This window comes from Pseudomonas putida S13.1.2, assembly GCF_000498395.2.
In the GTDB taxonomy this organism is placed as follows: domain Bacteria; phylum Pseudomonadota; class Gammaproteobacteria; order Pseudomonadales; family Pseudomonadaceae; genus Aquipseudomonas; species Aquipseudomonas putida_Q.
In genome coordinates this window covers 1,686,267-1,710,081 of sequence record NZ_CP010979.1, presented here as the reverse complement: position 1 = coordinate 1,710,081, position 23,815 = coordinate 1,686,267, and the positions used below count along the sequence as shown (strand labels likewise).

Below are 23,815 nucleotides of genomic sequence, written 5' to 3'. Positions count from 1 at the left end.
CAGTTTTGCCGGATTTATCCCGACAACGGATTGAATGATGATAACCCCATCACCGCAAAGGAGCACTGTAATGAACTCTCTTTTTTCCGAAGTCCAAGTAGGCCGTTACACGCTGTCCAACCGCATGGTCATGGCCCCCATGACGCGTTCACGTGCAAACGATGCTGGCGTTCCTTCCGATATCGTCACCACCTACTATGAGCAACGCGCCAGTGCTGGTCTGATCATCTCCGAAGGTGTTTTCCCGGTGGCGCTTGGCAAGGGTTATGTACGGACCCCGGGTATTGAAACCGATGAGCAGGTAGCAGCGTGGAAAAAGGTCGCTGAATCCGTTCACGCCCGTGGCGGCCGTATCTTCATGCAACTGATGCACTGCGGCCGTGTTTCTCACCCGTCATTGATCGACGGTGCCCAGCCACAGGCACCATCAGCCATCAAAGCCGCGGGCCAAACCTATACCGCTACCGGCCTGCAGGACTTCGTCATCCCGCATGCACTGAGCATCGTTGAAATCGCTGGCGTCGTTGAAGGTTACCGCCAGGCTGCTCGTCGGGCTATCGAGGCTGGCTTCGACGGCGTGGAGTTGCATGCAGCATCGGGTTATTTGCCGGAACAGTTCCTGTCCAGCGGCAGCAACCAGCGCGACGACGAATACGGTGGCTCAGTTGAAAACCGCGTCCGCTTCGTTCTCGAAGTGCTTGCCGCGATAGTCGAGGAAGTGGGCGGCGATCGCGTGGGTATCAAGATTTCTCCAGAAATGAACTTCAACGATATCGTCGACGCCAATCCGCAAGAGACCTACACCTACCTGGTAAAGCACCTGCGGCCGTTCAACCTCGCCTACCTGCACGTCGCCCTGTTTGGTGCCGAGTTCGACTACCACAGTGCACTGCGTCCGCTCTTCAATGGCAGCTACCTGATCGGCAGTGGCCTGAACAAAGAAAGCGCCGAGGCGCTTATTTCCGGCGGCAAAGCGGATGCAGCCGTATTTGGTGGTGCGTTCCTCGCCAACCCGGACTTGCCAGAGCGTCTGCGCGTCGGTGCCGAGCTCAACGCCCCGGATAAAAACACCTTCTATGCGCCTGGCGCAGAGGGCTACATCGATTACCCATCCCTGGCCCAAGGGGCCTGAGGAGCGCCACCATGCTATCCACCGCACGCCTGCAGCGTATGAATCATGGAAGCCAGTTCCGAGCGTTCAGCCTTCGTGGCGATCAGTTTGCGAAACCAATTGATCCGTTTCTGGGCGTGGATCATGCCTGGATCAGCGGACCGACCTTCCCACCGCATCCGCATGCGGGTTTCTCCGCAGTGTCATACCTGTTTCTGGATTCAGAAACGGGAATCGATAACCGGGACTCACTGGGCAATCGCAATTTGATTCATCCCGGTGGCCTGCACTGGACGGCGGCGGGTAGCGGCGTGGTACATGAAGAAGTACCAGCGGAGCCCGGCAAGACCGTGCACATGCTGCAAATCTTCATCAATCTACCCGAGGACAAACAGGCGCAGGCTCCTCATGCCTTCAGCCTGGAAGCACGCGATGTACCCGTTGTACGCCTGCCGGGAGTGAAGATTCGTGTGCCCCTAGGGGCCTTCGGCGAGATCGCCTCCCCCCTCTCGTTGCCCACCGATGTCCGATTGCTGGACATCCTGCTGGAAGCGGGCGGTGAGGTAGAAATTCCAATCCCGGTCGGGCATGTAGCGTTCGTCGTGCCGATTGATGGGGAGGTGAGCGTGGATGGCCAGCCGTTCAGTCTGCTTGATCCAAAGGCCCCCGCGAATCTGCCCCAAGGGCCAAAGCGGGTTGTCATGGTGCAGGCAAAAAACGGCGCCGCAAAGGCAGTGGTTTTTTCAGGGACACCGCTGAATCAGCCCGTTCACTGGCAAGGCCCAATGGCGCTGGCGTCACCAGCGGCACTGGGCGAAGCCGTGCAGCGCTACCAACGCGGGCTTTTCGGCAGCCTGCAAACCCGATAAGCCAACAACCATTCCCAACTAAGCGAGAAGATCATCATGACTTACGAAAATTTCAATGCTGACAACGCTGCCCTGCTGCTGATCGATCATCAGGTTGGCACCATGGGGTGGGCCAAATCCATGCCCTTCGATGAGCTCAAACGCAATGCGCTGATGCTCGCCAAGGCGGCGCGTATTCTTAAACTGCCGGTCGTGCTCACCTCCAGTATGGAAGAACATGCGCAAGGCCCGCTGCTGAGTGAACTGGAAGAAATCCTTCCGACCGAGTTCGCAGGGCGCATTAAGCGCCTGGGGATCGTCAACGCGATGGACGATGAACATTTTGCCGCAGCAGTCAAAGCCACAGGTCGCAAGAAGCTCATCATTGCCGGCGTAACCAATGATGTCTGCACCGTTTACCCGGCACTTTCGCTGGTCCGTGACGGCTTTGAAGTGCAGGTTGTCGCCGACGCAGGCGCGTCGCCAACCGCGATGGCGGATGACATTGCGCTGCGCCGGATGGACAAGGCTGGGGTAACGCTGACCTCTACCAACCAGTTGATTGCAGAACTCGCCGGTAGCTGGGCAACACCTGAAGGCGGTGAGTTGGTGCAGGTGCTCATGGAGTCGTTCGGCAGCTGAGTTAGCGCCCACTGACGAGACCCCGCAAGGCGTTCATCGCCTTGACGGGGCTTTCCTATCCCATGAAGCGGACCTCAAGTTCATGACAACCTACCAGGAAGATCTCATCATCGTTGGCGGTTCTCTGGCGGGCCTTACTGTCGCTTTGGCTTGCGCGGCAAGGAACCTGCCAGTCTGTGTGCTCGAGCGTTTAGGGGGCCACAGGGTCGGTGGTGACAGCCTAACCGTTGATCTCTCATTGCTCGCCAAGGTAGTTGGCCATGACCCCAGACAGGATCCCAGCCTACCGGTGGTCCCTGCCTACCGCGACTTGACGACGTGGCCGGCCCTGTACGGGTGGCTGCGAGACAGAGTGCTTGCCTCGCCCTCAATTACCCTGGAAGAAGGTGTCAGCGTGGCGGGTGTTCATACTGATGGTGAAATGGCTGTCATCACGCTTGCTGATGGTATCGAGCGAAGGGCTTCGGCAGTAATTGGCGCGGATGGGTACCGCAGCGTGGTACGCCAACGCATCGCCCCACAAGCCCCACTCGCCCGATACGCCGGGTATCTGGTTTGGCGTGGTTTGGTCGACGAAAATCGCCTTAAACAACCTGTTGCCTGGCCTTCTAATGGAGGGCTGTGGATCGACTTCGTGGGTGGTTATCGACTGGTTGCAGCCACGCTCCCCGGGCGCGACGGCTCAATCGAGCCTGGCCACCGGCAAATCACTTTCGCCTGGTTTGATGCCCATCAGCAAACTTTGCTGCAGGAGACCGGTTGCCTGACCGTTGACGGTTTCATTGAGGGCACTCTCGGCAGAGGGACGATCAGCCAAGCGCTCAAGAACAACTTGCTCGATCGCGTGCCGCGTGTTTGGCCAGAGCTCTGGCAAGAGGCTGTAATGCTCGGGATCGCCTCAGCAGATTCGTTGAGCGGCGCGCCGATTGCCGAATACCTGCCACACCGATTGGCTAACGGCCCATTGGCCATAGTGGGCGATGCCGCCCATGTGTTATCGCCAATGACCGGCCGGGGCTTTCTTACGGCGGTGGAGGATGCTGAGCTATTGGCCCAGTTGCTCGCCGATAAGGCGCCCGATGAATCGATCAGTGCTGTGTTCGCGAGATATGAAGTAACTCGTATGCCCTTCATCCGAGGCTTAGTCACCCATTCGATGCGGCTCAGTGCCGAATACCGGCACATAGCGTCACGTGCTTAACTGCCAATTGCCAGCCGCATATTGATTGCATGGCGGAGAGTATCCATGGCGTTATCTCATATTTTGCCAATCCGCTATGCCCTGTTTGTTTCCAGCCTCGGGGCCGTTGCAGGCACTACCTTCTCAGTGATGGCGATTCTCACCATCGGTGACATTGGTGGTGGTCTGTCGGTGAGCAGCGATGACGCTGCATGGTTGAACACGCTATACAACGTAGGCGCGATCTGCGGATTGCCTATCATCATGACGATGGCAGCGTCTTTGGGCAGAGGTCGAGCGATGCTGCTAGCAGGGTTGTTCTACACCCTCAGTTCGATCGCAGTTGCCGTTTCCCCCTTCTACGAATGGGCGTTAGTTGCACGCTTTATCCACGGCTTCTTCGGAGGAATGCTCCCCGTACTCATGATGCAACTGGTCATGACCAGCCTGTTTCCCGGGCGTGGCCAGCTAGAAGGCATGACCCTGTTCGCAGTGGCCACGTCCATCGGTACGGGCATAGCAGCATCCATCGGGGGCTATCTGCTAACCGAATTCGGCTGGCGAGGACTGTTCTGGATACAAGCATTAGTTGGTGGCGTGTATACCTTGCTGGCGTTGAAGGTTCTACCTGATGAGCGCGGCGAACTCGAATACCTGAGCAGTAAAGACTGGCCAAGCTATGCCTTTCTGGCTGCAGGATTGAGCGGGCTGATGGTCGTGATGGCAGAGGGCGAGCGCCGATTCTGGCTAGAAACCTGGTGGATTCCCGCGCTCCTACTCAGCAGCCTGGTTGGCCTTGTTTATGGTGCTCATTCATTGTGGATCGCACCACGCCCGCTGCTGGTTCTGAAGATTTTCAGAAAACCAACCTTCGCCTGGGCGATCATTCTGTCGTTCATCTTCCGCTTCGGTACGCTGCTTACCGTGTGGATAGCCCCACAGTACCTGGCTCGCATGCAAAGTTTCAAAGCACTGCAGACAGGTGAACTGTTGCTGGCGATGGTGCCGAGTACATTACTGGGTTTCGTGCTTGCCTATTGGCTAGTCAGGCGCGTGGATGCCCGCATAGCGCTGTCACTAGGCTTGCTGATCTTCGCACTCGCCGCTGCGCTATGCAGCGATCTGGCGCCCGATTGGGCTCTGGATGAGTTTCGCACGCCCATTGTGCTGGTCGGCTTTGGCCAGGCATTCGTTCAGGTGGCCTTGCTTCGATATGCTGTTTTTGGGGTTGGCAAGGAAGAAGGACCGACGTGCGGCATCATCTTTAACCTGGCCAGACTCTATGCACTTTTAGGCGGACTTGGAGGTCTCTGGCATCTGGTCACGGAGCGCGAGAAGTACCACTACACACGCATTGTTGAAGCGCTCGGCAACACTGATCCTCTGACGACTCAGCGCATTGCCGAGAGCCAGTCGCTCTATACACGATTTGTCACCGATTCTGCGGCTACCCACAGCACTGCGCTGGGCAAGCTGTCCGACAGTGCGATGAACCAGGCTTATACGTTGGCTTATGGCGACGCCTTTTTAGTAACCACGCTGGTGATGTTCGTAGGAGCCATCCTGGTGTGGGCCTTGCCTACCCTGCCCTCTGCGGCACCGCCTGCGCCTCCCGTCCAACCAGCTAAACCCGAGACCGCCACATGAATGCAACTCCCGAAAATGAACAGAAGCCGGCGACGCGCTGGGCGAGTGGCCGCAGAATACTGATTGCAGCGGTGCTCGCTAATGCCTGCTTGGTCGCCGTAGCGTTCGCGTATGCGCAATGGCACCAGAGGGTCGACTTCGAGAGTACCGATAACGCCTACATCAAAGGGAATCTGACGTACGTGTCACCGAAGGTCAGTGGTTATGTAACTGCCGTCGAAACGGAAAACAACCGCAAGGTCGCGCCGGGAGATGTGCTGGTCCGCATCGATCCGTCAGACTACCAAGTAGCGGTCCAGACTGCGGTGGCCTCCGTTGCACAACAAAATGCATCACTCGTGCAACTGGACCAACAGCAACAGTTACAGCAAGCTCAGATCAAAGTTTCGGAAGCAGGCGTAACATCGGCGCAAGCATCCTTGAGCGAAACGTCAGCCGACTTCAAGCGTGCACAAGCATTGGTGGAGCAAGGGGCGATCAGCCAGCAAGAGTTCGACCAGTCAAAAGCTGCCTGGACACGAGCCCGTGCAGCCCTCGCGCAAAATCAGTCGCAAGTCGACTATGCCCAACAACAAATGGAAGTGCTGCGCGCTGAGCGCACTGTCATCGACGCCCAATTGAAGTCTGCGCAAGCTACGCTGCAGCGCGCAAACAATGATCTGGCGTGGACACAGATCAGAGCGCCCCGTGAAGGACTGGTTGCTGCGCGTAATGTTCGCTTGGGCGAATATGTGACAGCAGGCACCAGACTCATGGCGATTGCACCGACGCGTGACTTGTGGATCGAGGCTAATCTGCGCGAAACCCAGCTGGCGCGCATGCGCCAGGGTGACCGCGTACAGGTCCAAGTGGACGCCGTGCCAGATCAGACGTACTGCGGGTATGTGGAAAGCATTTCAGGGGCGAGTGGATCTGAGTTCGCAGTCATACCCCCAGACAATGCTTCAGGAAACTTCACCAAGATTGTGCGTCGCTTCCCGGTCCGCATCCTGTTGGATGCAGATCAACCAGGTTTGCAACGCTTGGGGGTGGGCATGTCAGTTGAACCGCGTGTTGCTCTGGGTTCAAGTGTCGATGGAGAAGCGCGACCCGGCCTGCTCTCGCGGGTCTTTCTCGGGTCTTTCACATGCGACAAGCAGGCTGCAGATGATTGATCAACATGCACTTTCCAGCCTGGGAAGGCGGAAAGTGCATGGATGCTGATGCGCAACCGCATTTAGCGGGGAGACAGGTGGATTCCGGCGATCATGCAGCGAACAGAACCACCCGCCATTTCAATCGTGGCCACGTCAAGCGGTACAAGTCGGGCTGAACGTTCGATGCGTTTCAGCCCGCAGCGGCATCACTACCGGCCTTCGTCCCGCTAAAAGCCGCACCTAAACGGCCAGTCTGTTGCAGCACACACACTCGTGCGGCTCGGCGATGGAAAGCATGGCAGCCCAGCCCCACAAGGCACAGGTTACCCCGCTGCGATTGAAAGTGGCACCACCCTATTAGCCACCTGTTTTTGGCTGAGGTAGCGGGTGCAGCTTACCCTCAGGAACGAGGCAAAATTCACCACTTCTCCGCGGTAGTCCATGACTTCCTCGTACAGCTTGGCGATGAGCTGATTGGTGCTGACACTGTCCGCTGCAGCAATCTCGGTCAGGATGTCCCAGAACTGGTTTTCCAGACGCAGGGTGGTGACCACGCCCCGGATGCGCAAGGAGCGCGAGCGCGATTCATAAAGGATCGGGTCTGCCTTCACATACAGCTCACACATGGTGCCTCCGCTGGCTTTACCTGGCTAAGTCACGTCGAGGGCATACGCCCACGCCTGAAGGTACCGCCCCAAAGCAGCACAGGGGTAATACACCGCTATTACACATGTCCATTGTGCTTTTGGGGCGCACGTAATAGCCACTTATTACCCATCAATTTTTCATACTGCCATCCTGAGTGCATAACAACACCACAGGAAAGCCTGATCATGCCGAAATTCCTTCACACCATGATCCGTGTAGGTGACCTGGATGCCTCCATGCGTTTCTACGGACAAGCATTCGACCTGCAGGAATCCCACCGCCTTGAGTTCGACGACTTCTCGCTCGTCTACCTACGCGACCGGGAAAGCGGTGCCGAAATCGAACTGACCTGGAACAAGGGCCAAGACGGCTACACCCACGGCAGTGGGTATGGCCATGTCGCCTTCGCAGTAGAAGACCTCGATCACCATCACGCTCGCTTGAGCGAACTGGGGCTCTCTCCTGCCCCCATCAAAGAATTCAAGCGTGGTGAAGCGCTGCTCGCTCGCTTCTTCTTCATCCAGGACCCGGATGGCTACAAGATCGAGGTGTTGCAGCGCGCCGGCCACTATCAGTAACGCAGCCACAAGCATCAGACGCCTGGGCGTCGTCTATCAATATTGCGCGGCAAACGCCAATCCCCAACAAAGCAGCACCCGTGATGTCAGGCTCCTAATAAAAACAACAAGGAGAACAGCATGCAGGATATACAAGCCAGCCGCCGTAGCTTTCTGAAAGGCAGCGGCGGAATTCTCTTGGGCACGTTGCTTTTCACCTCCGGCCCCATCGCCCTGCTCGCCCCCAGTACCACCTGGGCGCTTGAGATGAAAATGCTGAACAACGATCAAGCCGCACGACTGATGGTTATAGTGCGCCGGATCTACCCTCACGATCAGATGGAAGACGCTGTGTACGCCTTTGCGATCAAAGCCTTGGACGACCGCGCCGTGACTGACCCTTCCATTCTTCCCCTGCTTGAACAAGGTTTGAACGAGCTGGACAAGTCAGCTGATGGCGCCTGGCTGAATCTGGATGAGCCGCGCCAATTGGCCGTGCTCGAGTCCATCCAGACCACCCCGTTTTTCACTTTGGTCAGGTCAGTCTCGGTCAATGCCCTGTACAGCAACGAACTCGCCTACCAGCACTTCGGCTACGAAGGTGCCTCTTTCCCCAAAGGCGGTTACCTGATGCGCGGCTTCAACGACTTGAAGTGGCTACCTGCTGCCCCTACCGAAGCCAGCCCTCCCGCCTTTTCCTGAGGATGCGTACATGACCACATTCAATTTCGACGATGACTCGGTAGTGGTGATCATCGGCTCTGGTGCGGGTGGTGGAACACTGGCTAATGAACTGTGCCAGAAGGGTATTCCAGTCGTTCTGCTGGAGGCTGGCCAGCGCCAGTCCTCTGCCACTTTCATCAATGACGAATGGCCCTCGTTCGAGCAATTGTCCTGGGGCGATACCCGTACCACCTCGGGCTCTTGGCAGATCGCCAGGGACTTCCCGAACCTCCCCGCCTGGATCTGCAAAACGGTGGGTGGAACTACCACTCACTGGGCAGGTGCCAGCCTTCGATTCCAGGAGCATGAATTCCGAGCGCGGCAGACCTATGGCGACATCAAGGATGCGAACCTGCTCGACTGGCCATTGACGCTCGCGGAACTGGAGCCCTTCTATGCAAGGGCCGAAGACAAGATGGGCGTGACGCGCACCAACGACATTCCTGGGCTACCGGGAAACAACAATTTTCAGGTGATGTACAACGGTGCTCGCAAGCTTGGCTACAAAAAATGCAGTACCGGCCACATGGCGATCAACAGCCGTGCCCGCGCAGGACGCGCTCAGTGCATGCAACTTGGCTTCTGCTTCCAGGGCTGCAAGATGGGGGCAAAGTGGTCAACGCTGTACACCGAGATTCCGGCAGCGGAGGCCACAGGCAAGCTCGAGCTCCGTACGCAGGCGCACGCAGTAAAGATCGAGCACGATGCAAAAGGGCGAGCCACCGGTGTGGTCTACGCAGATGCGCAAGGGCGTCTGCAACGCCAAAAAGCGCGACTTGTTGCGGTCGCAGGCAATGCCATTGAAACCCCTCGCCTACTGCTTAATTCGACCAGCACATTGTTCCCTCATGGCATTGGCAACGGCTCCGGGATGGTCGGTAAACACTACATGCGCCATACCACCGGATCTGTGTTCGCAGAGTTCAAGGACCCGGTGCATTTCTACCGCGGCACCATCATGGCCGGCCTGATCGGTGACGAGGTGCACTTCAATCCCGACAGGGGCTTTGTCGGAGGCTACGAAATGGAAACCATCTCGCTTGGCCCTTCCTTCATGGCTGCGTTCTTCAACCCCGGCGCCTGGGGACGCGACTTCACCCGCGTCATGGACAACTACACGCATCTGGCTGGCATGTGGCTGGTCGGTGAGGACATGCCCCGGGAAACCAATCGCATTACCCTGAGCGATAACGTCAAAGACCGCTTTGGCATTCCTGTGGCCAACGTGCACTACGACGACCACCCCAACGATATTGCAATGCGCGAGCACGCCTATCAGCAAGGTAGCGCGGTCTATGAGGCCGTCGGTGCACTGAAGACCCACCGCGTACCACCCTACCCCTCGACTCATAACATGGGCACTTGTCGTATGAGCCACAAGGAAGCCGATGGTGTTTGCAACAAATACGGGCAAAGCCATGAAGTGCCAAATCTGTTCATTTCAGATGGCAGTCAGTTCACCACCAGCGCAGCCGAGAACCCTACCCTGACGATCGTCAGCCTGGCGATTCGTCAGGCGGAGTACATTGCCGATGCGCTGAGGACGCATGCGGCATGACTACCATCGCCGACAACCGCCTGGAGATTTGCGCACTCACGGCGTTTACCGACAACTACATCTGGCTTCTGCTCGATCACTCAAACCAGGCCTGTGCGGTTGTAGATCCAGGTGATGCCGGGCCGGTTCAAGCCTGGTTGGCTAAGCATCCCGGCTGGGCGCTCACCGATGTGCTGATCACTCACCATCACAGCGACCATGTGGGCGGTGTCGAGAAACTGAAGTCTGCATTCGATCTCCGCGTGCATGGCCCTGCAAACGAGCCGATCCCTGTCAGGGATCGGCCACTGAAGGACGGTGATTCAATCCAGATACTGGGGCGAACCATCAAGGTGATCGGGGTGCCTGGCCATACTTGCGGGCACCTGGCCTACCACTTGGTTGATGAGGATGTGCTGTTTAGCGGGGACACGCTGTTCAGCGCCGGCTGTGGGCGCCTGTTCGAGGGTACGCCGCTGCAGATGCTGACGTCGCTCGAACGCCTCGCCGTGCTCCCAGAGCAGACGCGGGTGTACTGCGCACACGAGTACACCCTCTCCAACCTGCGTTTTGCTTTGGCTGTCGACCCAGGCAATCAGCAAATCGCCGAGCGCTTGGCTGAGGTCAGCGAAATCCGCAACCGCGGGCAGTGCACCTTACCTACCCGCATTAGCGTTGAACGCGCAATTAACCCGTTCCTGCGTGTGCGAGAAGCGAAGATCGTTGAGGTTGTCCAACGCCAAGCGGGCCTGTCCATCACAACCGCCGAAGAATGCTTTGCAGCCATGCGCCAGTGGAAAGACATTTTTTGAACAACAAGAAGAAGATCATCCATGAGAAAAACACTGCTGATTGCCGCTACAGCCTTCATGATTGCTTCTGCCCAGGCAGGCCAAGAGCCTGAGGCCGTATTCGCGAAAACCTGTGCCATGTGCCACAACGGTCAACTCCCCAACGCGCCTAAGAAAGGTGATGTCGCTGCATGGCAACCACGCCTTGCTCAAGGGCAAGACGTACTGCTCAAAAACGTAGTGAATGGATTGAGTGTCATGCCACCACGTGGACTCTGCAGTGACTGTAGCGACGAAGACCTCGCGGCTACGATAGGCTGGATGTCCCGCTGATGACCGAAAGGAGCTCTGATTTAACAACGGTTATTTCAAGAGCTCCTTCGGATGTCTTGCGCTTCAGTCACACGCTTGATTTCAGCGCGAGGCCGAAGCAGCAAGGCTTGTTGGCCATCGTTCGGATAGCCGTGTACACACTGCTCTAAGCGCCAGCAGATATCCCTCCACCCCCAATCCTGCAATCACGCCATTAGCCACGGTGGACATGATCGAGTGTCGATGGAGCTCATCGCGGGCATGAATGTTCGAAATGTGGACTTCCACCAGTGGCGCCTTGATCAATTTCAGCGCATCGAGCACCGGGATTGAATTAAACGAAAGGCCAGCCGGATTGATGATCACTGCGGCGTTCTTGTCGAATGCCTCCTGGATCCAGTCAACCATCACCGCTTCGCTGTTCGTTTGACGAAACTCGCAAACCAGATCCAGCTCGTTCGCAAGCTGCTCACAGCTTTGCTGAACCTGCTGCAGGGTCGTTGTGCCGTAAATTTCCGGCTCGCGGCGACCCAACATGTTCAGGTTGGGGCCATTCAGGACATAAACTGCGCGACTCATGGTATGGCTCCGCTTTCACTTGAGGTATTGAGGGGAGTTGCTGAAGGTTACGTTCTCTGCTGTTTCGGACTTGCTGAGATCGACTCCGAGGGTTTCTGGCCCTATCAGGATCATCGCAAGCGACACCAGGTTGATCGCAGCGCATATCGCGACGAGCAACCATGGCGAATTGCCGGTCTGACTCATCAGCCACACGGCGAGGATAGGCATCGGGCCGCCAATCAGCAGGTTGGCGCCGGTATAGGCCAGGGCCGAGCCGGTGTAGCGCACGTTGGTGGGGAATGCTTCGGCGAATGCAACGGGTTGGATCCCGCTCTGGAACTGGGTGAATCCAAGGAACAGTCCCATGGCGGCCATGATCATGGCGGGTTGCTGCGTGTTCAGCATTGGGAAGTACACCAGCAGAATCCCGAGGGTCATGCATGAGCCGAAGGCGAGCGCTTTCTTGCGTCCCCATCGATCACTGAGGTACCCGCCAGCCAGCGCGCCAAAAATCGCGCAGACGTTAGCCACCATCAGGGACATGAACCCCATGGACTGCGGCATACCGAGTTGCTTGACCAGGTAGCTGAGTGTGAAAATCACGATCAGGTAAAACAGAGCAGCGGGTGAGCAGAAAAAGAACATCAGGCGCAAGATGGTCCGAGAATGGATCCTCAGCACATCTTTCAAAGGGCTTCCAACGTGGGGTGTTTCGTCCTGCTTCAAAGCGACAAAGGCTGGTGTCTCGCTGACCTTGAGCCGAATGAAGATCGCCACCACCACGAGCACGAAGCTAAAGAGGAAGGGAATCCGCCAACCGAAAGACTCAAATTGTTCTGCGCTCAGGAATCCCGCCAGCCCTAACAACGCGCCGTTTGCCAAGATTTGGCTCAGTGGTGAACAAAGGCCCAGAAACCCAGAATAACGTCCACGTCGGTCTGGCCGTGCATGCTCCAACGCCATCAGCTGGGCGCCCGTGGACTCCCCACCCAAAGCAAAACCCTGAAGGATTCGCAGAATCACCAACATGATGGGCGCCCAGATGCCCACCTGTGCGTAGGTCGGCAGCAGGCCCATCAACACCGAAGCCACGCCCATCAGCGTCACAGTCGCGAGCATGAGGTTGCGCCGCCCGAGTTTGTCACCGAGGTAACCACATGTGATCGCCCCTAATGGCCGCGCTGCCAGACCTACGCCGAAGGTCGCCAAGGAAGCGAGCAGCCCTGAAGTCGGCTCCATTGCGGGAAAGAACAGTTTCGGTAGCACGGTCGCGGAAACAGCACCGTACAGGGTGAAATCGAACCACTCCAACGCTGTACCAATGGTGGCGGCGGTCACCGCCTTTTTTGACATCTGACTGTCTGCAACAGAGGGCTCTGTAGTTTTCATGAGGGTCTCAGTCGTTATTGTTATGGGATACGCCCGATCTGGGTGTGGGCTGGTACTGAGTCGACTTTAGAAGCTTTTGCCTGCAAAATAATTATCGAATTCTGGAGATTTCCATAAGGTAAGCTTATAGAGGGGCTTTGATGGAGCTACGTCACCTACGTGCGTTTGTCTGCGCCGCAACGTTCCAGCATTTCAGCAAGGCCGCGGAGCAGCTTGAGATCGCCCAGCCGGCCCTGAGTCAGCTGATCAAAACCCTGGAGAGCGAATTGGGGGTAGCGCTGTTTCGACGTGCCAACCGCGGGGTAGAACTGACTGCTGCTGGCGCAGCGTTCCTACCCCACGCCAAGGATGCGCTCTATTCCAGTGACCTGGCGGTAGCCGCTGCTCGGCGGGCTAGGCGGGGGGAAATTGGAGAGATCACGATCGGTTACCACTCGGCGTTGCTCGAAGCTAACCTCCCTCAACTGATGCGGCATTACTTCAGCGCCTATCCCGAGGTTAAGGTAACGTTGCTGGATGCGCGGATTCAGGCCCAATTCGATTTATTGCTTGAAGGGAAAATCGATATCGGCTTTGCCCGTATCTTCAAAGACCATTTGCCCGACCGACTACGCACCCACTGTTTCAGCCTCTCCAGGTTGGTCCTTCTAACCCCGGACAACCATGCGCTGGCGCGGGATTTCAACGGCGATCTGGCATCCCTTCGGCAAGAGAAATTCATCTTCCTGGAAGACCCGGCGGGGATCGGCCTCACCTCGCACACCTTGCAATTATGCCGGCAGTACCAGCTGCATCCCGCCAACATCATGTACGTACCGTCGCTGATGAGTATTCCCGGCCTGATAGCCGCCGGCATCGGGATCAGCATCCTCCCGGAAACCCTTACGCAGCTGAGCATGCCAGGCATCCGTACACTTCAGCTGAAGCAGCCAGACATGCAGAGCGAATTGTCGCTCATTACACGCGTGGACGAGCGCTCGCGAGCTGTCATGCACTTTTTAGAAGAGGCGGGAAATTGGCTGAAATGACAGCGGCTGCAGCCAGTGAGCCGAATCGCTATCCCTACGTGTGATAGACCTTGCCCGCCTAGCAGCGTAATGCTGTTCACTTAAGATCGCCGGGGCCGCTCTGCGGCCCTTTCGCGGCACAAGGCCGCTCCTACAGTATCCGCGTGAGCCCCGTGAATATTGGCTTACGCGGTCGTGGTAGGAGCGGCCTTGTGTCGCGATGGGCTGCGCAGCAGCCCTAAGTGAACAGCATTACGCCTAGCAGCGGGCTTTCTTTTGTGCGCGATTTCTCATCGATTTGTACCAAGCTGTCCGATCTGTGTAGTGAAGCTCTGGCTCTGATCGGGCCTCGCGGGTACTCGAACGGGTTTAGTCCATCAGAATGTCTACCAGCACCTGCGCAGGCTTACTCAGCTCGACACCAACCCGAGTCACCACCTCGTAGGGCTCGCTGCGCGACTTGAGTTGCAGCGGCAGACGCACCAGCATGCCGTGGTCCAGGGCCATCCTGGCGACATCCCACGGCATCACCGCAAGCAGATCGCGATCTTGCATGAGCATGGACAGCGTCGTGAAAGTCGACGAGGTTTCAATGGGGTATTGCGGGAAGCTCAAGCCGGCCTCGCGAAACTCACGCTCAAGGGTAAGACGCATGGGCATGTTTACCGGGAACACCACCCAGCGCGATTGCGCCAGTTGCTCAAGGGTCAACGCTGCGCAGGCTGCCAGCGGATGCGCCGGGTTTGCCACCAGCACCAACTGCTCCTGATGTTTAACCCGGCTTTCATAGGCTGTAGGCCTTGGGCTGACGCTGGTTCGGCAAATGACCACATCCACACGCCCTTGGTCGAGCAGGTTGAGCAAGCGATCACTGGTGTCCTCTACCACTGATACCGATAAGTCCGGTTGGTTCTCGCGCAAACGCGCCAGGCCTTCCACCATGATCGGCACGGCGCCCATGATGGTGCCCACCGACAAACGTCCCCCATGTCCTTGGAGAATGCCCAGCATCTCTTCACGCAGATGCGCAAGGTCATTGCCAATCAACCGCGCATAACGCACCACGCAGCGGCCCAGGTCATTGGCTTCGAGCCCTTTGCTGGTCCGCTCGAACAGTACTGCGCCAAGGGTAGACTCAATTTCATTAAGCGCCTTGGTGGCACCAGGCTGGGTGATCGACATCGCCTCTGCGGCTTTGTGTATCGAGCCCAGTTCGTCAAGGCTGATCAACAGGCGCAGTTGGCGTAAACGAAGGCGCGAAGCCATGGAGCTTAATGATGGCAGCATAGGGGATCACTAAAAGTTATCGGGCAGTCCGCAGCTCTCATTAGGCAGCAATGCCATGGAAATTTAAAGTGGCTGGCAAGTGCTACCCCACAACAACAAACCGGAGCCAGCATGCGCCTGATCCAATTTGAAACCGTACCCGCCCAGCGCCATGTCGGCGTAGTGGAAGGCGACCTGATTCAGGTTGTGCGCCACACCACGCATCTGCGAGAACTGGCCCTCGCTGCCATCCGCAACCAGCGCAGTCTCGCCGCTGAAGTGCTCGAACGCGGTCTGGACAGCACCGGCCAGCGCTACAGCGATGCTTTGAACGAATGCCGGGTCCTTCCACCGCTCGACCACGAAGACCCGGCACACTGCCTGATCAGCGGAACCGGGCTCACGCACCTGGGCAGTGCCTCCACCCGCGACAAGATGCACCAACAAAAAATCGATGACGGGGCGGCGCTCACCGACACCGCGCGCATGTTCCAGTGGGGCATTGAAGGTGGCCGTCCCCCCGCAGGTAGCGCCGGCGCGCAGCCAGAGTGGTTCTACAAGGGCGATGGCTCGATCGTCGTCCGCCCAGGCCAAGCCTTGCAGCCCCCCGCCTTCGCCGAGGATGCTGGTGAAGAACCGGAACTGGCTGGCCTGTATGTGATCGGTGATGATGGCCTGCCTTACCGGCTGGGCTTCGCCATCGGCAACGAGTTTTCCGACCACGTGATGGAGCGCCGTAGCTACCTGTACCTGGCGCATTCCAAGCTGCGTAATTGCTCATTCGGCCCCGAACTGCGTGTCGGTGAGTTGCCACGCCATCTGCAGGGCACCAGCCGGATACTGCGCGGTGACCAGGTGATCTGGGAAAAGGATTTTCTCAGCGGTGAGGACAACATGTGCCACTCGTTGGAGAATCTCGAGTACCACCATTTCAAGTACAGCCAGTTTTTGCGCCCCGGTGATGTGCACATCCATTTCTTCGGTACTGCAACGCTGTCGTTTGCCGACCAGGTCAAGGCCGTTGAGGGCGATGTGTTCGAAATCAGCCTGGCGGAGTTCGGCGCCCCACTGCGAAACGGCATCAGCGAGACGCCTGCGGCCATCTCACCCGGCGCGGTGAAGACGCTCTGACCCGACGGCGGCGCAGGGCCGCGCCGCCGCTGCATTTCATAACAATCACAAAAGTGAGATGAGCATGAACAACAGCCCTTTCCCTCCGGCCCCCGCGCCCGCCCTGGCGACTGCCAACACCGACAGCGCCAAGCCAACCACCGTGCGCTGGCGCATCTTCCTGATCCTGCTGCTACTGGCCGCGATCAACTACATCGACCGCGCTTCGCTGTCCGTGGCGCTGCCGTTGATTTCCGCCGAGTTTGAACTCACCCCGGCGCTCGAAGGCTTGATCCTGAGTGCGTTCTTCTGGTCATACGCCTTGATGCAGATTCCTGCCGGGGTGCTACTCGACCGCTTCCAGGTGCGCAATATCATTGGCGTTGCGACCATCGGCTGGGGTGCCTTCCAGGCCTTGGGCGGTTTTGCTCACAACTGGATCACCTTGCTGGTCACGCGCATTGGCCTGGGCGTGGCAGAATCGCCGATCATGCCCGCCGGCGCAAAGCTCAATGGTGCCTGGCTGACGCCTAACGAGCGTGGCCGCGGTGCCACGCTGGTCGACGGCGGCGCGCCGCTGGGCACCGCATTCGGCGCAATTATCATCGCGGGCCTGATCACCTGGTTCGATTCTTGGCGCATCGCCTTTATCGTCGCCGGGGTCGGCACGGTGGCCGCCGGTATCTGGGCCTGGTGGTACATCCGCAACCACCCCAGCGAGCACCCGCAAGTCAACGCCGCTGAACTGGCTTACATCACCCAGGCCAACGACGCCGCGAGCAAGGCCAACGGCAACCGCAAGGCAGTGCTCAAGGAATTGCTCAAGAGCCGCTCGGTACTGTGCATGTTTGCTGGCTATGCCTGCTACAACAGCGTGTTCTACGGGCTGCTGACCTGGATGCCCAGCTACCTTCACCAGGCACACAACCTGGATATCAAGGCAATGGGTGGTGCGACTTTCCTGATCTTCATGTGTGGCTTCATTGGTGAACTGATTGGCGGCTGGATCTCCGACAAGTGGAAAGCAAAAGGTGGCCAGCCGAATACCGTCATGCGCAGCATGTTCGCCGGCTCCGCCGCAGTCGCCGCCCTGTGCATCCTGCTGGTGGCCTACACCCCGGATGCCGGCCTGGTCATCGCCCTGCTCTGCGTGGCGCTGTTCTTCATCCGGTGGTGCGGCATGTACTGGTGCCTGCCGGCGATCCTGGGTGGCAAGTCCAAAGCTGGCGTGCTAGGCGGCAGCATGAACTTCTGCGGCAACATGGTGGGCGTGCTGGTGCCGATCCTCATTGGCCTGATCGTGCAGTTCACCGGTTCCTATTTCCTGGCCCTGATCTTCTTCGTGGTCATGGCCTTCGGCCTGATGCTCTTCTCTGGCCTGATCGACTACCGCGAGCGCGGGCTGGCCTGAGCCACGCGCCCTATTGAGGTGAACACCATGCAACTCATTACAACAACAGGCAGTGCAAGCGCTGCCAACGCCGTGATCCGACTCAACCCACTGGACGATGTGCTGGTGGCACGCCAGCCGCTGACCGAAGGCCTGCTGCTGGACGAGGGCATCGTGGTGCGCGAGCCGATCCCGGCGGGCCACAAGGTGGCTGCCCACGCGCTGAGCGCGGGCCAGCCGCTGCGCCGCTATGGGCAGATCATCGGTTTCGCGAGCCAGGCGATCGCCGCAGGCGAACATGTGCACGTGCACAACCTGGCGATGGGCGAATTTGCCCGCGACTACGCCTTCGGCGTCGATGCCAAAGGCCAGCAGGCGCCCAACGACGATACCTTCATGGGTATCGTGCGCGCCGATGGCCGGGTAGCCACGCGCAACTACATCGGCATCCTCACCTCGGTGAACTGCTCGGCCACGGTGGCACGGGCGATCGCTGACCACTTTCGCCGCGACATCCACCCCGAGGCGTTGGCGCCCTACCCCAACGTCGATGGCGTGGTCGCCCTGACCCACGGCGTCGGTTGCGCGGTCGACCCCGGTGGCGAGGCGCTGGCGATGCTGCGCCGCACCCTCGGCGGCTATGCGGTGCATGCCAACTTCGCTTCAGTACTGTTGATTGGCCTGGGCTGCGAGACCAACCAGATCCCCGACCTGCTGGCGGCCCAGGGCCTGCAGAGCAGCCACGCACTGCGCACGTTCACCATCCAGGGCAGCGGCGGCACGTCGAAGACCATTGCCAGCGGCATCGCCCAGGTGAAGTCGCTGCTGGCCGAAGCCAACCAGGTCGAACGCCAGCCGGTCAGCGTCCGCCACCTCACGGTGGGCCTGCAGTGCGGGGGCTCGGACGGCTATTCGGGGATCACCGCCAACCCGGCGCTGGGCAATGCGGTCGACCGCCTGGTGGCCGCTGGCGGCACCGCAATCCTCTCGGAAACCCCGGAGATCTACGGCGCCGAACACCTGTTGACGCGCCGCGCGGTCAGCCAGCAGGTGGGCGAGAAGCTGATCGCCCGCATCCAGTGGTGGGAAGCCTACTGCCAGCGGATGGGCGCCGAGCTGAACAACAACCCCTCGGCGGGCAACAAGGCCGGCGGCCTCACCACCATTCTTGAAAAGTCCCTGGGTGCCGTGGCCAAGGCCGGTTCCAGTGACCTGATGGATGTTTACGAGTACGCCGAACCGGTGCGCGCCCACGGCCTGGTGTTCATGGACACGCCCGGCTACGACCCGATCTCCGCCACGGGCCAGGTCGCCGGCGGCGCTAACCTCATCGCCTTTACCACCGGCCGCGGCTCGGCCTACGGCTGCGCACCCTCGCCGTCGATCAAGCTGGCGACCAACACACGCCTTTGGGAAACCCAGGAAGAGGACATGGACGTCAACTGCGGCGGCATTGCCGACGGCAGCATGACCATCGAAGAGCGTGGCGAACACATCTACCGGATGATGCTGAGCATCGCCTCGGGCGAGCGCAGCAAGAGCGAACAGCATGGCTACGGCCAGAACGAGTTCGTGCCGTGGCAGATCGGCGCCATCACCTGATCCCCCTGCCTTCATCAATGGCGCCAGCATGAAACGCCAATCCGCTGGGTATCAGCCGTTTGCTTGACGGTGAGATGCAGCGCTCAAGCCTGGCGCCCCCAGTGACAGTACCCCCGCGAGACGTTCATCGCCTTTACGGGGTACTCCTTTCCCCCGCAACCGACCTCAAGCTGTTGAACACGCTCGGCCAACCCGCTACTCGGTGCCCCCCCAACACGATGCTATCCACGGTTCAATCACTCGCTCGAACACTGTCGGAAAAATACGCTTTTCCAAGGCCTCTGCGTCGGTCCGGTTAAAGTGCTGTTTTGTCTACTTGTATATTTTCGCTCGCACATCTAGAGCAAAAAACAACAGCTGACGGCCTTGCCGCGTCAATAACCGCTGCTTAAATGAAGTCGCTATCCGTGCAACTGAGCCACGGGATAGCCCACTCAACTGAGTTTCAAGGAGAAGTGTCATGGATGCACTGAAGAAGCAGTTTTTCCCGTTCAGCCTGAACCCACTCTCAAACGTCGTGAGCATCACTGCGCTGGGTAGCGTCCCTGCTGCGCTGAAGGCGTCCAATGACTTGCCAATTGATCAGCAGCTAGCCGACGCGTTCAATGCCAATAACGATGTGATGGCCTACGTGTTGGGCATTACCAACACGCAACTGCCGACCATTGCGCCAGCCCCGTCTTGGTACAGTACCTTCCAGACCGCTTTCAGCAACGCTCAGATCCACGCCAATGACTGGTATCGCATTTCCGCGAACCTGGTCAGTATTCCCAACGCTATTGCGGGCTACGGCATTTCCTTCAACGTCAGCATGGCGACAATCAATTCACTGGTCGCCGTGCTTCAGACGGACCCGACCAACCAGGCGGCCATCAACGCCCTGAAAAATCAATTCACGGATCTGATTTCGCATATTCAGCTATTTAGCCAGAGTGCTGTAACGGTGCACAATGACATCACTGGCTTTACCAACAACCTCATCCAGGACAGCAAGATCCTTTCCAATGCGGTGAGTGACTCTACCAAGCAGCAGGATGTAAACCGTGAACAGGTTGCCGAATATCAGGCGCTGATTGAGGCAATGCGCAAGCAGGTCAAGACCTGGCAAGTGGTGGAAACCGCTGCAGCCATTGGTGCCGGCGTTGCGTTCTTCGCAGGCGCCGTGATCGCAATCTTCACCTTCGGCTTCGGGATCGCCTTCGGCATCGTCGGAGCCGCTGCCGGGATCGCGACCATGGTGGCCGCCGAAATCAAGATCAAGACGTTGCGCAGTCAGATTGAAGCCACCACATCGCGGATGAATGCCGTTACCCAGCAATCCGCCAGCTTGGCTGCATTGAACGACCAGCTCAACAAGTTGATCGAACTGTCGCAGGCAGCAGGTACCTTGATTGGCCTGTTACTGCAGGTCTGGGAAGAGCTGGAGGGTGAGCTGAACACTGTTCTGACCGACCTCAACAACTGCAAAGGCAACGTTAACAGCCTTGACCTGCCAGAGCTTCAGCAGAATCTGAATCTGGCGAATCAGGACTGGCAGACGCTGGTTGGCCTCTGCAACAGTATCGCGTCGATCAAGTACAACCAGGCCTCGCCTGATAAGGCCGTGATTCAGTAAAGATCGCTTCAGGCTGGTGCCCGCTGCCTACGTATTTTGGCAGCGGGCATTAACGTCAGAGATACCTCCACCTGTGGGAACGGCTATCGTCCTTTCCAAAGGGAGCGCGCAATACACACTACCCCGTCAAACAGAACCCTGGAAGTACGTACCAACCCGCACCCCAGAAGCTCTCCCTTCTGAAGCGTTGCTTCAACCGTGAACTCTCCAGTGGGATGCTCGATCGACAAACGCATGCGGTCCTGAAGCGCTACGCCAGCAATTTGCGAAGCAACCGTCCCCGGTAGCGTGCAAGCCGTCGCAACGCTGACAGCGCCGAACACGCCAATGCTGGCATGGCAGCGATGAGGAATGAAGGTACGCGTGTTCAGCGTACCTCCCGAGGCAGCAGCCGACACCACGCACATCTTGGGCACATTACGCTGGCTCACATCGCCAAGATTCATGGCCAGGCCGGCCTGCCGGCGGATGCTCTCAAGCCGCCTTCTCAACGCCGAATCGGCCTCCAGCTGTTGCGGGCTCTCGTAACCGCTACAGCCCAATGCCTCAGCGCGCATCAGTACCACAGGCATACCGTTGTCGATGCAGGTGACCGCGATGCCATCGAACACATCCTGCGTGTTGCCTGTCGGCAGCAACGCCCCACAGCTGGAGCCGGCAATGTCCTGGAATTCAATGACCAACGGTGCGCCGGCTCCCGGCACGCCATCAATCTTCACATCACCGGTATAGTCGACGCAGCCGCCGCGCGTGCGCACATACGCAACCGCCATTTGCCCGGTGTTCTCCATGTAAATGCGAACTGGCGTGACCTCCCCCGTCGCGGTGACCAGCCCGCGCTCGAGTGCAAAAGGGCCGACAGCAGCAAGGACATTGCCACAGTTCTGGCCATAGTCGACACGCGGCTCATCTACGATCACCTGTGCGAACAGATAATCCACATCAGCGTCGGGTCGGCGTGACGCCTTGATGATCGCGACCTTGCTGGTGAGCGGGTCTGCGCCACCTATCCCGTCGATCTGGCGGCTGTCAGGTGAGCCCAAGGCGGCCAACAGTACCCGATCGCGCAGCTCGCCCTGGTCCGGCAAGTCGCTATCCAGAAAGCACGCAGCCTTGGAGGTGCCGCCGCGCATCAACAGGCAGGGAATGCGTGTCTGGGCCATGTCTACTCTCCCAGTTCATCCAGGCTGTCGATGTACCGTAACCCCTTCTCCGCCAGGCGGGGACGCATGTTGTAGATGTCCAGACCGAGTTCGCCGCTGGCCAGGCGCAATGCCTTCTGCTCTTCCAGATCAGCACGCCGACGGGTCGCCTCCAGCACCTGCATCACCTCATCGCGACGCACAACCACCACACCGTCATCATCCGCCACGACCACGTCACCGGGGTTGACCAACTGCCCGCCGCAAATGATCGGTAGATTGACCGAGCCTAGCGTTTCCTTGATGGTGCCTTGCGCGCTGACCGCCCGTGACCAGACAGGGAAGCCCATTTGCCGAAGGGTACGGGTATCGCGCACCCCGGCATCGATCACCAGCGCACGAACACCATGCGCCTTGAGCGAGGTTGCGAGCAGGTCACCAAAGTAGCCGTCGGTACAGGGAGAGCTGGGTGCAACGACAAGCACGTCGCCAGGACGGCATTGTTCAACAGCAACGTGGAACATCCAGTTGTCCCCGGGCGCCACCAGCACAGTGACGGCCGAGCCACTGACAGAAGTGCCCTGCTGAATCGCCGATATCGAGGGCGCCAGTAACCCTTTGCGCCCTTGTGCTTCGTGGATGGTGGCAACACCGTATGCCGCCAGTTCGTCCACCAGGCCCGCGCCCGCTCGCTCGATGTTGCGAAGGACCACGCCGGTTTTTCCCACGAGCGTACTCATGCCAGGCTCTCCGTCACGCGCGGGAAGATGCTCTGGTAGCCCTCGGCGTAGACAATGTTGCGGGCGCAGGTGATGCCAACGTTGCGCTTGGCCTGTACACCACGCTGCAGGGCGACACGTGTGTAGTACTCCCACAGGTGTTCCTGCCCGGCCATGCATTGAATCGCAGCGTATTTCTTGTCCCATACATCGGTGATGTCCAGGAACACATCCGGGCGCCACTCACACTGTTCGGGCTGATGCGGCTCAAAGGCATAGACCGGGGGTGCCCCGACAATCTTCTCGCCTGGTCGGTAACCTTCTGCCTGGGCGATGATCCTCGCTTCCTGAGTGAGGTTCATTGCCAGCGGATGGTCGTAGTTGTACGGGTCCTTCAGCGAGTGGCTGAGTACGAAAGCCGGCTGGACGCGGCGCATGACATCGGCCAGGCGGAACAGCGTGTCCTTGTCAGCCCGCATGGGGTAATCCCCAATGTCGAAAAACTCCACACTTGCGCCAAGTATTTCGGCTGCAGCCATCGCCTCCTCCTGGCGGGCAGCTTTCACCTTGCCCTCACTCATGTCGCCCTTTCGCCAAAGTTTTGCAGACTCGCCCCGTTCGCCGTAGGACAGGCAAACGATGTGCACGTTGTAACCCTGCTGGGCGTGCAGCGCGATAGCGCCACCTGCACGCCATACAAAATCGGCAGAATGGGCGCTGACAACCAATGCGTTTTTTTGTGATCCTGTCATTGCGAGTGCTCCTGTTTCGATAGGCACAGCTTCGCATTCGGTCTGACTGAAGCAGTAATGCGTTCGGGTGTATGGGGTATGCGTTTTCCTTATTGCCCTCCTCGTCTGGGATCGGCATAGTCAACGCCAC

24 protein-coding genes are annotated in these 23,815 nt (G+C 58.7%); 16 read left to right on the top strand and 8 right to left on the bottom strand.

The window, feature by feature from the left end; genetic code table 11:
• The first annotated feature begins 70 nt into the window (after positions 1 to 70).
• The 6 genes from N805_RS07740 to N805_RS07715 all read left to right on the top strand — a co-directional run bounded on the left by N805_RS07740 (position 71) and on the right by N805_RS07715 (position 6,582).
• Positions 71 to 1,132, top strand: a complete 1,062-nt coding sequence (locus tag N805_RS07740) for an alkene reductase (protein WP_019470825.1) — start codon at positions 71 to 73, stop codon at positions 1,130 to 1,132.
• A gap of 11 nt (positions 1,133 to 1,143) precedes the next feature.
• On the top strand, positions 1,144 to 1,980 hold the full coding sequence (locus tag N805_RS07735) for a pirin family protein (RefSeq protein WP_019470826.1): 837 nt from the start codon (positions 1,144 to 1,146) through the stop codon (positions 1,978 to 1,980).
• Between the two features lie 36 nt (positions 1,981 to 2,016).
• Positions 2,017 to 2,601: an isochorismatase family protein gene (locus N805_RS07730; RefSeq protein ID WP_019470827.1), complete on the top strand. Its 585-nt coding sequence runs from the start codon at positions 2,017 to 2,019 to the stop codon at positions 2,599 to 2,601.
• 82 nt (positions 2,602 to 2,683) lie between these two features.
• Complete coding sequence (locus N805_RS07725) at positions 2,684 to 3,802, top strand: FAD-dependent monooxygenase (RefSeq protein ID WP_019470828.1); 1,119 nt, start codon at positions 2,684 to 2,686, stop codon at positions 3,800 to 3,802.
• A gap of 45 nt (positions 3,803 to 3,847) precedes the next feature.
• A complete protein-coding gene (locus tag N805_RS07720; RefSeq protein WP_019470829.1) occupies positions 3,848 to 5,428 on the top strand; it encodes an MFS transporter in 1,581 nt (526 codons plus the stop codon).
• Positions 5,425 to 6,582 (top strand): HlyD family secretion protein, encoded by a 1,158-nt coding sequence (locus tag N805_RS07715; protein ID WP_019470830.1) that lies wholly within the window; start codon positions 5,425 to 5,427, stop codon positions 6,580 to 6,582. Before N805_RS07720 ends, N805_RS07715 begins: the two co-directional genes overlap by 4 nt.
• A gap of 62 nt (positions 6,583 to 6,644) precedes the next feature.
• Here N805_RS07715 and N805_RS31245 read toward each other — a convergent pair whose 3' ends face one another.
• Positions 6,645 to 6,716: a hypothetical protein gene (locus N805_RS31245; protein WP_419198331.1), complete on the bottom strand. Its 72-nt coding sequence runs from the start codon at positions 6,714 to 6,716 to the stop codon at positions 6,645 to 6,647.
• A gap of 171 nt (positions 6,717 to 6,887) precedes the next feature.
• A complete protein-coding gene (locus N805_RS07710; protein ID WP_019470831.1) occupies positions 6,888 to 7,190 on the bottom strand; it encodes a ribbon-helix-helix domain-containing protein in 303 nt (100 codons plus the stop codon).
• 207 nt (positions 7,191 to 7,397) lie between these two features.
• Between N805_RS07710 and N805_RS07705 the strand changes: the two genes are divergently transcribed.
• The 5 genes from N805_RS07705 (at position 7,398) to N805_RS29720 (ending at position 11,153) form a co-directional block, all read left to right on the top strand.
• Positions 7,398 to 7,790, top strand: coding sequence for a VOC family protein (locus N805_RS07705; protein ID WP_019470832.1), 393 nt, complete (start codon positions 7,398 to 7,400; stop codon positions 7,788 to 7,790).
• Positions 7,791 to 7,910: 120 nt separating this feature from the next.
• Positions 7,911 to 8,471 (top strand): tat pathway signal sequence, encoded by a 561-nt coding sequence (locus tag N805_RS07700; RefSeq protein ID WP_019470833.1) that lies wholly within the window; start codon positions 7,911 to 7,913, stop codon positions 8,469 to 8,471.
• A gap of 10 nt (positions 8,472 to 8,481) precedes the next feature.
• The gene (locus N805_RS07695) at positions 8,482 to 10,050 is read left to right on the top strand and encodes a GMC family oxidoreductase (protein ID WP_019470834.1); all 1,569 of its coding nucleotides are present in this window, start codon (positions 8,482 to 8,484) and stop codon (positions 10,048 to 10,050) included.
• On the top strand, positions 10,047 to 10,841 hold the full coding sequence (gene gloB, locus N805_RS07690) for a hydroxyacylglutathione hydrolase (protein ID WP_019470835.1): 795 nt from the start codon (positions 10,047 to 10,049) through the stop codon (positions 10,839 to 10,841). Before N805_RS07695 ends, gloB begins: the two co-directional genes overlap by 4 nt.
• Positions 10,842 to 10,862: 21 nt before the next feature.
• Complete coding sequence (locus tag N805_RS29720; protein ID WP_080641040.1) at positions 10,863 to 11,153, top strand: c-type cytochrome; 291 nt, start codon at positions 10,863 to 10,865, stop codon at positions 11,151 to 11,153.
• A gap of 81 nt (positions 11,154 to 11,234) precedes the next feature.
• On the opposite strand, the gene aroQ is transcribed toward N805_RS29720, so the two are convergent.
• Entirely contained in the window at positions 11,235 to 11,711 is a 477-nt protein-coding gene (gene aroQ / locus N805_RS07685) for a type II 3-dehydroquinate dehydratase (RefSeq protein WP_019470836.1), read from the bottom strand.
• 15 nt (positions 11,712 to 11,726) lie between these two features.
• Entirely contained in the window at positions 11,727 to 13,082 is a 1,356-nt protein-coding gene (locus N805_RS07680; RefSeq protein WP_019470837.1) for an MFS transporter, read from the bottom strand.
• A gap of 140 nt (positions 13,083 to 13,222) precedes the next feature.
• Here N805_RS07680 and N805_RS07675 point away from each other — a divergent pair, with 140 nt between their 5' ends.
• Positions 13,223 to 14,110 (top strand): LysR family transcriptional regulator, encoded by an 888-nt coding sequence (locus tag N805_RS07675; protein ID WP_019470838.1) that lies wholly within the window; start codon positions 13,223 to 13,225, stop codon positions 14,108 to 14,110.
• Positions 14,111 to 14,458: 348 nt separating this feature from the next.
• On the opposite strand, the gene N805_RS07670 is transcribed toward N805_RS07675, so the two are convergent.
• Complete coding sequence (locus N805_RS07670; protein WP_026034392.1) at positions 14,459 to 15,376, bottom strand: LysR family transcriptional regulator; 918 nt, start codon at positions 15,374 to 15,376, stop codon at positions 14,459 to 14,461.
• 111 nt (positions 15,377 to 15,487) lie between these two features.
• Here N805_RS07670 and araD1 point away from each other — a divergent pair, with 111 nt between their 5' ends.
• The 4 genes from araD1 to N805_RS07650 all read left to right on the top strand — a co-directional run bounded on the left by araD1 (position 15,488) and on the right by N805_RS07650 (position 21,072).
• Positions 15,488 to 16,486, top strand: a complete 999-nt coding sequence (gene araD1 / locus N805_RS07665; RefSeq protein WP_019470840.1) for an AraD1 family protein — start codon at positions 15,488 to 15,490, stop codon at positions 16,484 to 16,486.
• 64 nt (positions 16,487 to 16,550) lie between these two features.
• Complete coding sequence (locus tag N805_RS07660) at positions 16,551 to 17,876, top strand: MFS transporter (RefSeq protein WP_019470841.1); 1,326 nt, start codon at positions 16,551 to 16,553, stop codon at positions 17,874 to 17,876.
• Positions 17,877 to 17,903: 27 nt separating this feature from the next.
• Positions 17,904 to 19,457 carry a UxaA family hydrolase gene (locus N805_RS07655; protein WP_019470842.1) on the top strand — a complete coding sequence of 518 codons (1,554 nt, stop codon included), beginning with the start codon at positions 17,904 to 17,906 and terminating at the stop codon, positions 19,455 to 19,457.
• A gap of 460 nt (positions 19,458 to 19,917) precedes the next feature.
• Entirely contained in the window at positions 19,918 to 21,072 is a 1,155-nt protein-coding gene (locus N805_RS07650) for an HBL/NHE enterotoxin family protein (RefSeq protein WP_019470843.1), read from the top strand.
• An 83-nt stretch (positions 21,073 to 21,155) separates the two neighbouring features.
• Here the strand turns inward: N805_RS07650 and N805_RS07645 are convergent, their stop codons facing one another.
• From N805_RS07645 to galB, 3 genes are read right to left on the bottom strand one after another with little or no spacing between them, the layout of a single operon-like run.
• Complete coding sequence (locus tag N805_RS07645; protein WP_019470844.1) at positions 21,156 to 22,235, bottom strand: 4-oxalomesaconate tautomerase; 1,080 nt, start codon at positions 22,233 to 22,235, stop codon at positions 21,156 to 21,158.
• A 2-nt stretch (positions 22,236 to 22,237) separates the two neighbouring features.
• Positions 22,238 to 22,954: a 4-carboxy-4-hydroxy-2-oxoadipate aldolase/oxaloacetate decarboxylase gene (locus tag N805_RS07640; RefSeq protein WP_019470845.1), complete on the bottom strand. Its 717-nt coding sequence runs from the start codon at positions 22,952 to 22,954 to the stop codon at positions 22,238 to 22,240.
• Positions 22,951 to 23,685, bottom strand: coding sequence for a 4-oxalmesaconate hydratase (galB, locus tag N805_RS07635; protein ID WP_026034393.1), 735 nt, complete (start codon positions 23,683 to 23,685; stop codon positions 22,951 to 22,953). The genes N805_RS07640 and galB overlap by 4 nt, the downstream gene beginning before the upstream one ends.
• Positions 23,686 to 23,815: the final 130 nt, after the last annotated feature.

Excerpts from the sequence above, each read along its gene's own strand:
- N805_RS07740 (WP_019470825.1), top strand. The coding sequence starts at position 71 with ATGAACTCTCTTTTTTCCGAAGTCCAAGTAGGCCGTTACACGCTGTCC.
- N805_RS07735 (WP_019470826.1), top strand. The coding sequence starts at position 1,144 with ATGCTATCCACCGCACGCCTGCAGCGTATGAATCATGGAAGCCAGTTC.
- N805_RS07730 (WP_019470827.1), top strand. The coding sequence starts at position 2,017 with ATGACTTACGAAAATTTCAATGCTGACAACGCTGCCCTGCTGCTGATC.
- N805_RS07725 (WP_019470828.1), top strand. The coding sequence starts at position 2,684 with ATGACAACCTACCAGGAAGATCTCATCATCGTTGGCGGTTCTCTGGCG.
- N805_RS07720 (WP_019470829.1), top strand. The coding sequence starts at position 3,848 with ATGGCGTTATCTCATATTTTGCCAATCCGCTATGCCCTGTTTGTTTCC.
- N805_RS07715 (WP_019470830.1), top strand. The coding sequence starts at position 5,425 with ATGAATGCAACTCCCGAAAATGAACAGAAGCCGGCGACGCGCTGGGCG.
- N805_RS07710 (WP_019470831.1), bottom strand. The coding sequence starts at position 7,190 with ATGTGTGAGCTGTATGTGAAGGCAGACCCGATCCTTTATGAATCGCGC.
- N805_RS07705 (WP_019470832.1), top strand. The coding sequence starts at position 7,398 with ATGCCGAAATTCCTTCACACCATGATCCGTGTAGGTGACCTGGATGCC.
- N805_RS07700 (WP_019470833.1), top strand. The coding sequence starts at position 7,911 with ATGCAGGATATACAAGCCAGCCGCCGTAGCTTTCTGAAAGGCAGCGGC.
- N805_RS07695 (WP_019470834.1), top strand. The coding sequence starts at position 8,482 with ATGACCACATTCAATTTCGACGATGACTCGGTAGTGGTGATCATCGGC.
- gloB (WP_019470835.1), top strand. The coding sequence starts at position 10,047 with ATGACTACCATCGCCGACAACCGCCTGGAGATTTGCGCACTCACGGCG.
- N805_RS29720 (WP_080641040.1), top strand. The coding sequence starts at position 10,863 with ATGAGAAAAACACTGCTGATTGCCGCTACAGCCTTCATGATTGCTTCT.
- aroQ (WP_019470836.1), bottom strand. The coding sequence starts at position 11,711 with ATGAGTCGCGCAGTTTATGTCCTGAATGGCCCCAACCTGAACATGTTG.
- N805_RS07680 (WP_019470837.1), bottom strand. The coding sequence starts at position 13,082 with ATGAAAACTACAGAGCCCTCTGTTGCAGACAGTCAGATGTCAAAAAAG.
- N805_RS07675 (WP_019470838.1), top strand. The coding sequence starts at position 13,223 with ATGGAGCTACGTCACCTACGTGCGTTTGTCTGCGCCGCAACGTTCCAG.
- N805_RS07670 (WP_026034392.1), bottom strand. The coding sequence starts at position 15,376 with ATGCTGCCATCATTAAGCTCCATGGCTTCGCGCCTTCGTTTACGCCAA.
- araD1 (WP_019470840.1), top strand. The coding sequence starts at position 15,488 with ATGCGCCTGATCCAATTTGAAACCGTACCCGCCCAGCGCCATGTCGGC.
- N805_RS07660 (WP_019470841.1), top strand. The coding sequence starts at position 16,551 with ATGAACAACAGCCCTTTCCCTCCGGCCCCCGCGCCCGCCCTGGCGACT.
- N805_RS07655 (WP_019470842.1), top strand. The coding sequence starts at position 17,904 with ATGCAACTCATTACAACAACAGGCAGTGCAAGCGCTGCCAACGCCGTG.
- N805_RS07650 (WP_019470843.1), top strand. The coding sequence starts at position 19,918 with ATGGATGCACTGAAGAAGCAGTTTTTCCCGTTCAGCCTGAACCCACTC.
- N805_RS07645 (WP_019470844.1), bottom strand. The coding sequence starts at position 22,235 with ATGGCCCAGACACGCATTCCCTGCCTGTTGATGCGCGGCGGCACCTCC.
- N805_RS07640 (WP_019470845.1), bottom strand. The coding sequence starts at position 22,954 with ATGAGTACGCTCGTGGGAAAAACCGGCGTGGTCCTTCGCAACATCGAG.
- galB (WP_026034393.1), bottom strand. The coding sequence starts at position 23,685 with ATGACAGGATCACAAAAAAACGCATTGGTTGTCAGCGCCCATTCTGCC.